The 12,696-nt window shown below is 61.3% G+C and carries 12 protein-coding genes; all 12 read right to left on the bottom strand.

The features are described from left to right. Window positions 1-78: 78 nt before the first annotated feature. Window positions 79-1,098, bottom strand: a complete 1,020-nt coding sequence (fliG, locus tag ABM562_RS23345) for a flagellar motor switch protein FliG (RefSeq protein ID WP_045189054.1) — start codon at window positions 1,096-1,098, stop codon at window positions 79-81. After that, complete coding sequence (fliF, locus tag ABM562_RS23340) at window positions 1,091-2,872, bottom strand: flagellar basal-body MS-ring/collar protein FliF (RefSeq protein ID WP_115088079.1); 1,782 nt, start codon at window positions 2,870-2,872, stop codon at window positions 1,091-1,093. The genes fliG and fliF overlap by 8 nt, the downstream gene beginning before the upstream one ends. A 15-nt stretch (window positions 2,873-2,887) precedes the next feature. Continuing rightward, entirely contained in the window at window positions 2,888-3,214 is a 327-nt protein-coding gene (fliE, locus tag ABM562_RS23335; RefSeq protein ID WP_115088080.1) for a flagellar hook-basal body complex protein FliE, read from the bottom strand. A gap of 120 nt (window positions 3,215-3,334) precedes the next feature. Next, the gene (locus tag ABM562_RS23330; RefSeq protein WP_115088081.1) at window positions 3,335-4,711 is read right to left on the bottom strand and encodes a sigma-54-dependent transcriptional regulator; all 1,377 of its coding nucleotides are present in this window, start codon (window positions 4,709-4,711) and stop codon (window positions 3,335-3,337) included. Next, window positions 4,711-5,922, bottom strand: a complete 1,212-nt coding sequence (locus tag ABM562_RS23325; RefSeq protein WP_115088082.1) for a sensor histidine kinase — start codon at window positions 5,920-5,922, stop codon at window positions 4,711-4,713. The genes ABM562_RS23330 and ABM562_RS23325 overlap by 1 nt, the downstream gene beginning before the upstream one ends. A gap of 204 nt (window positions 5,923-6,126) precedes the next feature. Then, window positions 6,127-7,602, bottom strand: a complete 1,476-nt coding sequence (gene fleQ / locus ABM562_RS23320; protein WP_115088083.1) for a transcriptional regulator FleQ — start codon at window positions 7,600-7,602, stop codon at window positions 6,127-6,129. Window positions 7,603-7,773: 171 nt separating this feature from the next. Then, entirely contained in the window at window positions 7,774-8,070 is a 297-nt protein-coding gene (locus tag ABM562_RS23315) for a flagellar protein FliT (protein ID WP_115088084.1), read from the bottom strand. A 9-nt stretch (window positions 8,071-8,079) separates the two neighbouring features. Continuing rightward, window positions 8,080-8,475, bottom strand: coding sequence for a flagellar export chaperone FliS (gene fliS, locus ABM562_RS23310; RefSeq protein ID WP_115088085.1), 396 nt, complete (start codon window positions 8,473-8,475; stop codon window positions 8,080-8,082). Window positions 8,476-8,608: 133 nt separating this feature from the next. Beyond that, entirely contained in the window at window positions 8,609-10,015 is a 1,407-nt protein-coding gene (gene fliD / locus ABM562_RS23305; protein ID WP_346616659.1) for a flagellar filament capping protein FliD, read from the bottom strand. Between the two features lie 71 nt (window positions 10,016-10,086). Continuing rightward, window positions 10,087-10,452: a flagellar protein FlaG gene (locus ABM562_RS23300; RefSeq protein WP_115088087.1), complete on the bottom strand. Its 366-nt coding sequence runs from the start codon at window positions 10,450-10,452 to the stop codon at window positions 10,087-10,089. Window positions 10,453-10,523: 71 nt separating this feature from the next. Further along, a complete protein-coding gene (locus ABM562_RS23295; protein ID WP_460423481.1) occupies window positions 10,524-11,372 on the bottom strand; it encodes a flagellin domain-containing protein in 849 nt (282 codons plus the stop codon). A 256-nt stretch (window positions 11,373-11,628) separates the two neighbouring features. Next, window positions 11,629-12,558: a ketoacyl-ACP synthase III gene (locus ABM562_RS23290; protein WP_258578921.1), complete on the bottom strand. Its 930-nt coding sequence runs from the start codon at window positions 12,556-12,558 to the stop codon at window positions 11,629-11,631. Window positions 12,559-12,696: the final 138 nt, after the last annotated feature.

Raw genomic sequence — 12,696 nt, 5'->3', positions numbered from 1 at the left:
ACGCACGCAAAAAGCCTGGGGGGGAAACCCCTCCCCTAAAGGGCCCTTGTGGGAGCGGGCTTGCCCCGCGATAAGGTCTTAGATCATCTCTTCGCCGCCCTTGCCACCGAGGACGATTTCCCCGGCTTCGGCCATACGGCGGGCGATGGTGAGAATTTCCTTTTGCGCCGTCTCGACGTCGCTGACGCGCACCGGGCCCTTGGCTTCGAGGTCGTCGCGCAGCAGCTCGGAAGCACGCTTGGACATGTTCTTGAAGATCTTCTCCTTGACCTTCTCGTCGGCGCCCTTGAGCGACACCACCAGCACGTCGGAAGAGACTTCGCGCAGCAGCGCCTGGATACCGCGGTCGTCGACGTCGGCCAGGTTGTTGAAGACGAACATCAGGTCTTCGATCTGCTCGGAGAGGTCGCCGTCGATGTCGCGGATCGCGTCCATCAGCTGGCCTTCGACGGAGCTATCGAGGAAGTTCATGATGTCCGCAGCCCGCTTGATGCCACCCAGGGTGGTGCGCGCGGCATTGGAGTTGCCCGAGAACTGCTTCTCGAGGATCTGGTTCAGTTCCTTGAGTGCGGCCGGTTGTACGGTGTTGAGCGACGAGACGCGCAGGATGATATCCAGGCGCACCTTGTGGTCGAAGTTGCCCAGTACTTCACCGGCCTGGTCCGGATCCAGGTATGCCACGACGATGGCCTGGATCTGCGGGTGCTCGTAGCGGATGACGTCGGCCACCGCGCGCGGCTCCATCCACTTGAGGCTGTCCAGGCCGCTGGTGTTGCCACCGAGCAGGATGCGGTCGATCAGGCCGTTGGCCTTGTCCTCGCCCAGGGCCTGGGTAAGCATCTTGCGGATATAGCCGTCGGAGCCGACACCCAGGCTGGTCTGGTCGCCGACGATCTCGACGAACTCGCTCATCACCTGCTCGACCTGCTCGCGATGGACGTTGCCCATCTGCGCCATGGCCACGCCGACCCGCTGCACTTCCTTGGGCCCCATGTGCCGCAGTACCTGCGCGGCATCGGTTTCACCCAGTGACAGCAGCAAGATCGCTGCCTTGTCGACACGGGTCAGTTTGGCGGTAAGGGCTCGGTTATCACTCATCGGCGTTGATCCACTCTTTCACGACCTGGGCCACACGACCCGGGTCTTCGGCCACCAGGCTCTTGATTGCATTGAGCTGTGCGTCATAACCCTCGCTCGGGCTTGGCAGCAGAATGCTTTGCGGACCACCCAGGCTGACGCGGTCGTTGGCCAGTTCGCCATCCAGACCGAGCATGCCGCCCAGTTCCATGTCGCCATCGGCACCGGCGCCTTGCTTGCCATTGCCGGTGATGTTGTTGAGGACCGGACGCAGCACGCCGAACACCAGGACCAGGATGAACAGCACGCCCATGACCTGCTTGATGATGTCCCAGAACCACGGCTGCGAGTAGAACGGTATTTCGGTGATCACTTCACCACGGTCGGCGGCGAACGGCACGTTGATCACACTGACGCTGTCGCCACGGCTGGCATCGAAGCCCACCGCGTCCTGCACCAGACGGGTAAAGCGCGCCAGGTCTTCGGCGGCCCATGGCGTGCGGGCGGCATCGCCGGTGGCCGGGTCGACCTTGAGCTGGTCATCGACCACTACCGCCACCGACAGGCGGGTCAGACGACCTTGCTGCTGACGGGTATGGCTGATGGAGCGGTCCAGTTCGAAGTTCTTGGTCGATTGCTGACGCTTGTCGGCCGGGTACGGGGCAAGCATCGGCTGGCCGGTGGCCGGATCCATGATCTGCTGACCGTTGGCGTCGAGCAGCGGCTGGCCGGGCTGAATGGCGCTGGCAGCGGTTTGCGTGCCACCGGTGGTCTGCGGCGCCGAGGCCGGGCCGGGCGGCTGGTTGCTCAGGGCACCTGGCACGCCTTGCGGGCCCATGCTGCTGGAGCGTTGTTCGTTGACCGACTGCTCGCTGCGCAGCGCTGGCTGGTCCGGATTGAACTGCTCGGAGGTCGACTCAACGGCACTGAAGTCCAGGTCTGCAGAGACTTCAGCCTTGTAGCGGTCGTTGCCCAGTACCGGCTGGAGGATGTTGTGCACACGCTGGGTGAGCAGGCCTTCCATACGGCGGCTGTAGTCGAACTGCTTGCCGGCCATGGTCAGCTCGGAGTTCTCGACCTGGTCGGAGAGCAGGTTGCCCTTCTGGTCGACCACGGTGACCTGGGACTTGTTCAGTTCCGGCACGCTGGTCGCCACCAGGTTGACGATGGCCATCACCTGACCGGCTTCCAGGGCGCGGCCCGGGTACAGCTCGACCAGTACCGAGGCACTTGGCTTGCGCTCGTCGCGGACGAACACCGAGCTCTTCGGGATCGCCAGGTGCACCCGGGCACCCTTGACGTTGTTGAGGCTGGAGATGGTCCGCGCCAGCTCACCTTCCAGGCCACGACGGTAACGAGTGGCTTCCATGAACTGGCTGGTGCCCAGGCCCTGCTCCTTGTCGAGGATCTCGAAACCGACATTGCCATCGCTCGGCGCCACGCCGGCGGCTGCCAGCTTCAGGCGGGCACGGGAAATATCGTCGGCCTTGACCAGCAAGGCGCCGGAATTGGGTTCGACGTTGTAGGGGATGTCGGCAGCGGCCAGGGTCTCCATGACCTGCTTGGTGTCCATGCCGGCCAGGCTGCCATACAGCGGCCGGTAGTCCGGTTGCTGCGACCACAGCACCACGGCAAAGCCGATGGCTACGCTCGCGGCCAGACCGACCAGCAGGCCGACCTGACGCAGCATGGGCATCTGCGAGATGTTTTCCAGGAACGACATGCCGAACAACGGCGGCTTGGGCGCTGCCCCGCTGCTTTTCGCGGGCACGTTATCGACGACTGCTTCGGCCATGACTCAATCTCGCCCTTATACCGGCATCTGCATGATGTCTTGATAGGCCTGCACCAGCTTGTTGCGCACCTGGGACAAGGCCTGGAACGACACAGTGGCTTTCTGCGAAGCGATCATCACGTCGGTGAGGTCAACGCCGCTTTTACCAATCTCGAAAGCGTTGGCCAGCTGCGAGGAAGCCTGCTGGGTGTCGCTGACCTTGTTGATGGCCTGCCCCAGCATGTCGGCAAAATTGCTCGAACCGAGCTCAGGCGCAGCGGCAGCCTTCGGCATCGACATGGCGTCCATTTGCATGGCCCGCATGTCCAACATCAATCGATTAAATTCAACACCTTGGCTCATGGACTTCTCTCTCCGACGGCCCGCATTTTTTTGACACTCACGCAGCGGATAGGCAGGACATAGCAACAAGAGTGCCAGCTCTGCCCGCGGCCCGAACAAAAACTCTAATTCAACACCCTGTCAGCTCGCGTACAGGCTAGCCTCGACGTCCATGCCGGCATCGCGCATCTGCGCCAGCTTGTAACGCAGGGTACGTGGACTGATACCCAGGCGCTCGGCGGCTTCCTTGCGGCGGCCGCGTTCGGCACGCAGAGTGTCGATGATCATCTGGAATTCATGGCGGCGCATGTCATCACCCAGCCCGCCTGCGGCCTCGGCCTCGATCGGCGCAACCGCGGCGACCGGCGCTGCGGCGAATACCGGCAAGGCACCGGCAAGACAGAAATCCGCCGCTTCGATCACCCCGCCCTGCTGCAGGATCAAGGCGCGCTGGATGGCGTTGTCCAGCTCGCGCACGTTGCCCGGCCAGGCGTAACCCTGCAGACAGGCCTGAGCCTCAGGCGACAGGCGAACGGGGGCGTGCTTCATTTTATTGACGTGGCGCGCCAGCAAGCGTTCGGCCAGCGGCAGAATATCGGCGCTGCGTTCGCGCAGCGGCGCCCATGCCAGCGGGAACACCGACAGGCGATAGAACAGGTCTTCACGGAACCGCCCCGCCGCCACTTCACCGGCCAGGTCACGGTTGGTGGTGGCAACCACGCGAATGTCCAGGGCAATCGGCTTGCGCCCACCGACCCGCTCCACTTCACGTTCCTGCAGCACCCGCAGCAGCTTGGCCTGCAGACCCAGGGGCATTTCGGAAATCTCGTCGAGCAGCAAGGTGCCGCCATCGGCCTGCTCGAACTTGCCGGCCTGGGCAGCAATGGCCCCCGTAAACGAGCCCTTCTCGTGACCGAACAGCGTGGCCTCGAGCATGTTGTCCGGGATCGCCGCACAGTTGATCGCCACGAACGGCTGCTCGGCGCGCAGCGACTGCTGGTGAATGTAGCGCGCCAGCACCTCTTTGCCGGTGCCGGACTCGCCCGAGATCAGCACGGTCGAATCGCTTCGCGCCACCCGCGCAGCCAACTCCAGCAACTGCGCACTGGCAGGCTCCCGCGCCACCGGCCCCTCGCCTTCGCCAGCGCCGGCCACACCCAGGGCGTGACGCGCCACCAGTTCGAGCAGGGCCTTGGGCTCAAATGGCTTGACCAGGTAATCGGCCGCGCCCTGGCGCATGGCCTCGACCGCACGCTCGACGGCGGCATGCGCGGTCATCAGCAACACCGGCAGCTGCGGCTGGCGCGCGCGCAGCAGGGTCAGCAACTGATGGCCGTCCATACCCGGCATGTTCACATCGCTGACCACCAGGCTGAACGCCTCGCCAGCGACCACTTCCAGTGCTTCTTCGGCCGAACCCACGGCCTGATAGGCAAAGCCGCCCAGCTCCAGGGTATCGGCCAGTGCCTGCCTCAGGGCGCGGTCATCTTCGACCAGCAGCACCTTGATTGCTTTCATTACTCTGTCTCCGCCTGCTGCGCACCGATCAGCGGCAGGCTGATCCGGGCACAGGTGCCACGACCGGGTCGCGAACGTAATTGCAAACTGCCCTGGTGGGCCCTGGCCACCGCCTTGACCACCGCCAGGCCCAAGCCGGTACCGGTGGCCTTGGTGGTCAGGAACGGCTCGCCCAGGCGCGCCAGCAAGGCACTGTCGATACCGGTGCCGGCATCGCTGATGCACAGGTGCAGGACCTGCTCGCGCCGGTACAGGTGAACCTTGAGCCGCGCCGGCTCGCCACTGGCCTGCAGGGCGTTTTCGATCAGGTTGAGCATGGCGCCGACCAGGGTGTCGCGGTTGCACAGCAACTCGCCCAGGTGACTGTCGCACTGCCAGCGCACCGCATGCCCCTGGACATGAGTCTGCGCGGCCTGCTGCAGTGCCTGGAACAGGGCCTTGGGCGTCAGCCGGTCAGTCAGCGGCAACTCGCCGCGAGCAAACACCAGCATGTCGCGCACCTGATGCTCCAGCTCGTGCAGGCGCTCCTTGAGGTTGCTGGCAAAGCGTTGCTGGGTTTCTACCGGCAGGCTCTGCTCGGCCAGGTGACTGGCATAGAGCATGGCCGCCGACAAGGGCGTGCGAATCTGGTGGGCCAGGGAGGCAACCATGCGCCCCAGCGAGGACAAGCGCTCGTGGCGGGCCAGCTGGTCCTGCAGGTGACGGGTTTCGGTCAGGTCATTAAGCAGTACCAACTGCCCGGGCTCGGCATCCAGCGAGCGCGTGGCAATCGACAGGCGCCGGCCATCACGCAGCGACACCTCGTGGCCGTCATCCTCGCGCGGAGCGAAGCTGCGAGCGATCACCTCACGCCACAGCTCACCCTCCAACGGCTCGCCAAGCAGGTCGCAGGCAGCGGGATTGGCCTCACGCACGCGGCCCTGGCCATCGATGACAATGACCCCGCCGGGCAACAGGTCAAGCAAGTTCTGCAGACGGTTGGCCAGGCGCTCCTTCTCGGCCAGCTCGGCCATGCGCTGGGCACTGACCACCGCCAGCTCGCCCTTGAGCTCGGTGACCCGGGCTTCGAGCAGGCTGTAGGACTCACTGAGCTGGGTGGACACCTGATCGAACATGGCAAAAGCCTGTTCAAGACCAAGGCGGCTTTCCTGCTCGGCGGCGTTTGGCCCCTTCGGCTCAGGGACACAGGAGATGGTAGCGACCTGGGGCATCGTGCTCTCTCGCGTGACTGACCGTCATAAAACGGTGTGGAGCCTGCGATATAGCAATAGCCGTGCCGGATAGTTTCAGAAGGACGCTTACTGGAGCTGCAGAGAACTGGCAAAGGCCGCCAGGACGGGCGTTACAGCCCTTTGAAAGATAGGGTTATTCGCCATGATGGGCCCATTGCGCTGCCCATCATGGCGACACAGGCGTCAATCCTCCGCCTGTTCATCCCCTTCGCGCCGGCTCATGCCGTACTTACGCATCTTCTCCACCAGGGTGGTGCGGCGGATGCGCAGGCGCTCGGCGGCGCGAGCGACGATACCGTTGGCGTCATCCAGCGCCTGCTGGATCAACCCTTGCTCCAGACCACCGAGGTAGTCCTTGAGGTCCAGGCCTTCGGGCGGCAGCATGGCGTGGTTGGCGAAGTTCGGCGTATGGCCATTGATGGCCACGCGCTCTTCGAGGTCCGAGCGCAGGCTGTCGACCAGTTGCTCGTCTTCGTCATCGACGTAGCGGAATTTCTTCGGCAGCTCGGAGACGCCGATTACCCCGTAGGGATGCATGATCGCCATGCGCTCGACCAGGTTGGCCAGCTCGCGGACGTTACCCGGCCAGCCGTGACGGCACAGCGACATGATCGCGGCCGAGTTGAAGCGGATCGAGCCGCGCTTCTCGTGCTCCATGCGCGAGATCAGCTCGTTCATCAGCAGCGGGATGTCCTCGACGCGCTCGCGCAGCGGGGCCATCTCGATGGGGAATACATTGAGGCGGTAGTACAGGTCTTCACGGAAAGTGCCCACCTCGATCATGCTTTCGAGGTTCTTGTGGGTCGCGGCGATGATGCGCACATCGATGCTCTGGGTCTTGTTGCTGCCGACCCGCTCGAACGTGCGCTCCTGCAGCACGCGCAGCAGCTTGACCTGCATCGGCAACGGCATGTCGCCGATTTCGTCGAGGAACAGGGTACCGCCATTGGCCAGCTCGAAACGCCCGGCGCGGCTGGTAATGGCCCCGGTAAAGGCGCCCTTCTCATGACCGAACAGTTCGCTTTCAAGCAGCTCGGCCGGAATGGCCCCGCAATTGACCGGCACGAACGGCGCTTCGCGGCGCTTGGAGTGGTAATGCAGGTTACGCGCGACCACTTCCTTGCCAGTGCCCGATTCGCCGAGGATCAGCACGCTGGCGTCGGTGTCGGCCACTTGCTGCATCATCTGCCGCACGTGCTGAATGGCGCGGCTGGTGCCGACCAGGCTGCGGAACAGGTTCGGTTCGCGCTGGCGTCCACGCTCGCGGGCCTGGTCGTACATCTCGCGATAGACCTGGGCACGGTGCAGCGAATCGAGCAACTTGCTGTAGCTCGGCGGCATCTCGAGGTTGGAGAGCACGCGACGGCGCAGGTCGTCCGGCAGCTCGGCAGAAGAAATTTCGCCCAAAAGCAGAACCGGAAGGAACTCATCCCACCCAGCCACTGTCTTAAGCAAGCCCATCAGACTTGCCGGAGCATTCACGGTCCCGATCAGGACACAGAGTACTTCACGACTGGATGACAACGACTCGACAACCTGCTGCCAGTCATGGCTCGAGCAGGGCAGATTTTCTTCGCCAAGAAAATTCAACACCACCGCCAGATCACGGCGGCGAGCGCTATCGTCATCGATCAGGAGAATTTTGGTTTCACGCCACATGCAATAACAACTTCCCTAGTCATCTCGGCGCCCTTGTAAGGGCAAGCTCGACATCATTCCGACTGAACGGTCAGTGTTCGGACGTCTGAAATTAGAAAACAGCCACTAGTTAAGTCAAAAAACCGTACATAGTCAAATTTATGGCGCACTGCTTTTTGGTTTTGCCCAGTTTCAGCTGAACAAATGGTATACCTTTGCCGCGTTTTTCGCTTGCCGGATCTGCGACATCTCATCGACTATTGTTTGACGCTCGCCACTTGCAACCTCAATTAATTCCCTGTAGACGCCCAGAAGCTCCTCGAGCTTGCTGCGCAGTGTCGCCTCGTCGACCGTCGCTTCGACCAGCACATCGTCCACGCACAGGCGGCAGCTGACGTCGAGTTCGCTGATCGCCTCCCAGTCACGGCTGGCCAAGGCACCCAGCAGTGCCTCGCGGGTTTGTTCGATACGTTCGAGCACGACACTCATTGCAATCTCCTAGGCATCGGTGAGCTGATCGCCGATCGCGTCCCAGCCTTCCTTGACGGTAATCAGCAGACGCGCCACCTCGTTGAGGATCTCCGGGTCATTCTGCACGTTCGCTTCGACCAGGCGCTTGCTCATGTACGAATACAGGTTATCCAGGTCGGTCAGCGAGTCAGCATGGTTTTCCAGGTCCAGGCCTTCGCGCAAACCGCCAACGATACCGATCGCCTTGCCTATCAGGATGCCGCGCTGGGCCACGTCGTTGCGCGCCATGGCGCCCTTGGCCTGGGCAATTCGATCAAGACCACCCTGCATCAACATCTGCACCAGACGGTGCGGGCTGGCCACGGAGGTCTGGGCCACGCCGTTGACTTTCTGGTACTGCCGAAGGGCCAACATCGGATTCATGCTCTACCTCGTCACCGCAAAAAAGGTTTCGTATACCGCTTGTATCGCCTGCGCGTCAAAAAACTTTAGCGCGGCCAGCAAAAAGCCCGGAGTCCCCTTACGGGTACTGCCGGGCTTCTGGCACATCGGTCGATCAGGAATTCTTCTGCTGCGCCTCGATCGAGGCGAACATCGAAACGATGTTCTTGCGTTCCGCCTCGAGCTTGCCGACCAGGGTATCCATGGCCACGTAGCGCTTGGTCAGGGATTCGGTCAGCGATTTGATGCGCCGATCAAGGGCCAGCTGCTGATCACTCAGATCCTTTTGCAGCCTGTCCAGGCCAGCCTTGCGGGAATCGAGGATACCGCCGGTCTGCAAGTACGGTTCGACAGCCTTTTTCATGTTCGCAAACACGCCATCGGTGCCGGTGAACAGCTCCTGCACGTCAGGACCGAGCTTTTTATCCTTCATCGCCGCATCGTACTTGGCGGAGTTGAACTCCAGGGTACCGTCCTTGGCCGTGTTGATACCCAACTGACTGAGCGTGGTCAGGCGACCACTCCCCGACGGGGTAGACAGCTGCTTGCGCAGGTCGGACAGCAGCGAGCGGGTGGTCGGATCGTTGGTCAGCGGCCCGAGCACGGTCTTGCCGTCTGCGTCCTTGGACACCGACGTCAGGGCATTGGCAGCCTTGACCAGGGTATTGTAGGCATCAACAAAAGCCTTGACCGACGTCTTCAGGCCTTCGGTATTTTCACCGACAGTAACCTTGATAGCCTTGGTCTTATCAGTTCCGGTGGCCTGGAGCAGCTCCAGACTCATACCACTGATCGCACCATCAACGGTGTTGCTCTTGCTAGTAACTGGCAGACCATCGATGGTCAGCTTGGCGCTCTGGGCAACGTCGTCGATATAACCGGCACCGTTACCCGCCATCGGGGCAGTGCCGTTGATCTTCAGCTCGGCAATGCCATCGACCGAGATATCGGTACCCTCACCGGTCTTGGTCGAACTGAACACCAGGCGCGAGCCGTCCTTACCGTTGACGATGTTGGCACTGATGCCTTTCTCGGCCAGCGAGGTATTAATGGAGTCGCGCACCGTCTGCAGAGTCGCACCCGGGCCAACCTTCACGGTATGGGTCACGCCATCCTGGGTGATGGTCAGGTCACCTTCAGGTATCGACGTGCTGGCACCGCCGGTAAAGTTCTGACTGGCCACCTTGGACGAGGTGGCGAGCTTTTCGACCAGGACCGAGTAGGTGCCGGGTACAGCAGTATTGTTCGAGGTCGCCTTGACCGTGGCGTCGCTACTGGAGGTCGCGGTATAGGCGTTGAAGGACGGAGCCTTCGGATCGTTGAGCTTTTTCATCGCTTCCTGGTACACAGAAAGCGCACTCTTGAGCGACGCTACCCCGGAAAGCATGGCCGTGTTGTTGGCGGTCTGGCGCTTGATCTGGTTCGCCTTGGGATCGGTATCCGCCTTGACGAGCACATCAACGATCTTGTTGATGTCTACCCCGGAACCCAGACCGATACTCGGTAAAATTGTACTCGCCATTGCTACTCCCTCATGGTTACGCGCCGCCCTAGCCTTGCCAGACTAGCGAACTTGCGGTTCAGCCGCCAACTTCAGGCCTTGGCATTGAACAGCAGGCTGTTTACATCGCTCAGACTGTGAGCGATCTTCAACGCCTCTTCCGAAGGAAGTTGGCGGATCAGCTCTCCGGTCTCACTGGCGATGACTTTTACTACAATTCGGCCGGATTCTTCATCCGTGGAAAACTCAAGGTTACGTCGCGATGATGCAAGGAACTTCTCGATATCCTTGACCGCGCTCTTCACCTTCTCTGCTTCGGACAGCCCCTTGTCGGCAGTATCCTTGGCCGGCGTGATGGCTTCAACAGCCGCTACGGGCTTCGCCGCAGGGCGTTCGGTGGTCGCTTCGACCGGCTTCACCGTCGGGTACGACAGGTTCAGCTTGACGCTCATATCCATGTCACCACCTCTCAATGCAAAAGGCGGAGGAGCGCCATAGATGCACTCCCCCGCCGACAACTACCAGGTGATTAGCCCAGCAGCTTCAGTACCGCCGACGGCAGTTGGTTGGCCTGGGCCAGAACCGAAGTCGAAGCTTGTTGCAGGGTTTGCTGCTTGGTCATCTGAGCAGTTTCAGCGGCGAAGTCGGTATCTTGTACGCGGCTACGAGCAGCTTCGGCGTTCTCGTTGATGTTTTGCAGGTTGTTGATGGTGCTGGTCATACGGTTTTGTACAGCACCCAGCGCAGCGCGGGAGTCACCAATGGTGCCGATGGCCTTGTCGATTGCAACCATGGCAGCCGAGAAGTTGGTTTCGGCAGTGGCGCTGTCGCTACCGGCGATGGTGATGGTGCTGGTGATACCCAGGTCGCTGGCCAGGAACTTGCCGCTCAGGTCGATCGTGATCTGGTTTTGGGCACCAGTGTTGGAACCGACCTGGAAGGTCATGACGCTAGCCGAACCGTCCAGCAGGTTCTTGCCGTTCAGCTGGGTGGACTGGGCGATACGAGTCAGTTCCGCACCCAGTTGCTTGAACTCGCCGTCCAGCGAGGTACGGTTGGTCGAGTCGTTCGAGTCGTTTCGCGACTGTTGAGCCAGTTCACGCATACGCTGCAGGATGTTGACCTGCTCTTGCATCGCGCCTTCAGCGGTCTGGGCGATCGAGATACCGTCGTTGGCGTTTTTGATTGCCATGGTCTGACCGCGGATTTGCGAGGTCATACGGGTAGCGATCTGCAGGCCGGCGGCGTCGTCTTTGGCGCTGTTGATTTTCAGGCCGGAGGACAGACGGCTCATCGAGGTGCTCAGAGCGTCGGAAGCGCGGTTCAGGTTCTTCTGAACGCCCAGGGAGGTAGTGTTGGTGTTAACGGTTAATGCCATGACGAATTCCTCGTGTTTGGGATACTGCGGCTTCCGGCCCTGGCATCCGCCGGGTGTGGCCTAGAGAACCTTCGTAATAGTTATCGTCGTCTGGCGCGGTTGCTTTAGGGCTTTTTAGAAATTTTTTAATGGCACCCTGCCACCCCAATGAAATCAAGGGTTTGACGCCAGAAAAACCACTTTCACACCAACGGCAGGCATAAAAAAAGCGCCACCGGTGCAACCGGCAGCGCTTTTTAAACGGCAAAGCTCTATCTCAATCCTTGCATTCGATGATCGCCGACCCCCAGGACAGGCCAACACCAAAACCACTGAGGGCGACGCGCTTGTGCTGAGAACCGAGCACGTGTTTTTCCAGCAGCAGCGGAATGCTCGACGACACGGTATTACCGGTCTCGACCATGTCCTTGACGAACTTGTCCGGGTCATCCTCGAAGCGCCGGGCGACTGCATCGACAATCGCCGCACTGCCCTGATGGATGCAGAACAGATCGATATCCGCCGGTGCCAACTGGCTTTCGCCCAACAGCTCGTGCAGGTGCGCCGGCACCTTGAGCAAGGCAAAGTTGAAGACCTGACGACCGTTCATGAAGAACACCCCGTCACTGACCTTCAGGTGCGCAGCGCCGCCACCGTCGGTGCCGAACTTGGCCTTGCCCAATTGCCAGTGGGCGCCCTCGCCCATCCAGGTGACGGTAGCGGCATCACCGAACAGCATGGTGGTGTTGCGATCTTCCGGGTCGACGATCTTCGAATACGGGTCAGCGGTGATCAGCAGGCCGTTTTTCAGCCCCGCCGCTTCCATGAAGCCTTTCATGGCATACAGGCCATAGACATAGCCCGAGCAGCCCAGGGAAATATCGAAGGCAGCTACGTGGGTCGGCAGGCCCAGCTTGTCCTGGACGATGGCGGCAGTGTGCGGCAAACCTTCTTCGTCGCCGTTCTGGGTAACGACGATCAGGGCGTCGATGGACTCAGGCACCAGGCTCGGATTGGCAGCGAACAGGGCCTTTACCGCCTCCACACACAGGTCGGAGGTTTCCTGGCCTGCATCCTTGCGCGGCAAAAAGGTCGAACCGATCTTGCCGAGAATGAATTCCTGGTCCTTGGCGAATTTCGCACCCTGGGCGTAGTTGTCAACGCCCTCGACAGGTACGTAACTCGCAATGCTTTTGATGCCAATCATTGTGGCTTCCCGATAGATATGCGGATTTTCACGGGCACTGGAACCTGGTAACCAAGGGCTTGCGAGCCTGCGCGCACCCCGCCCGCCAGTACCGCCCGACGACTCAATAGATTAAAGATGCCCGTTTCGACTGCCAAG

The sequence above is a fragment of the Pseudomonas sp. ZL2 genome, from assembly GCF_054788455.1.
This window is presented reverse-complemented; position numbering and strand designations above follow the sequence as displayed.

Excerpts from the sequence above, each read along its gene's own strand:
- ABM562_RS23300 (WP_115088087.1), bottom strand. The coding sequence starts at position 10,452 with ATGGATATGAGCGTCAAGCTGAACCTGTCGTACCCGACGGTGAAGCCG.
- ABM562_RS23295 (WP_460423481.1), bottom strand. The coding sequence starts at position 11,372 with ATGGCATTAACCGTTAACACCAACACTACCTCCCTGGGCGTTCAGAAG.
- fleQ (WP_115088083.1), bottom strand. The coding sequence starts at position 7,602 with ATGTGGCGTGAAACCAAAATTCTCCTGATCGATGACGATAGCGCTCGC.
- fliD (WP_346616659.1), bottom strand. The coding sequence starts at position 10,015 with ATGGCGAGTACAATTTTACCGAGTATCGGTCTGGGTTCCGGGGTAGAC.
- ABM562_RS23325 (WP_115088082.1), bottom strand. The coding sequence starts at position 5,922 with ATGCCCCAGGTCGCTACCATCTCCTGTGTCCCTGAGCCGAAGGGGCCA.
- fliG (WP_045189054.1), bottom strand. The coding sequence starts at position 1,098 with ATGAGTGATAACCGAGCCCTTACCGCCAAACTGACCCGTGTCGACAAG.
- ABM562_RS23315 (WP_115088084.1), bottom strand. The coding sequence starts at position 8,070 with ATGAGTGTCGTGCTCGAACGTATCGAACAAACCCGCGAGGCACTGCTG.
- ABM562_RS23330 (WP_115088081.1), bottom strand. The coding sequence starts at position 4,711 with ATGAAAGCAATCAAGGTGCTGCTGGTCGAAGATGACCGCGCCCTGAGG.
- fliF (WP_115088079.1), bottom strand. The coding sequence starts at position 2,872 with ATGGCCGAAGCAGTCGTCGATAACGTGCCCGCGAAAAGCAGCGGGGCA.
- fliE (WP_115088080.1), bottom strand. The coding sequence starts at position 3,214 with ATGAGCCAAGGTGTTGAATTTAATCGATTGATGTTGGACATGCGGGCC.
- fliS (WP_115088085.1), bottom strand. The coding sequence starts at position 8,475 with ATGAATCCGATGTTGGCCCTTCGGCAGTACCAGAAAGTCAACGGCGTG.
- ABM562_RS23290 (WP_258578921.1), bottom strand. The coding sequence starts at position 12,558 with ATGATTGGCATCAAAAGCATTGCGAGTTACGTACCTGTCGAGGGCGTT.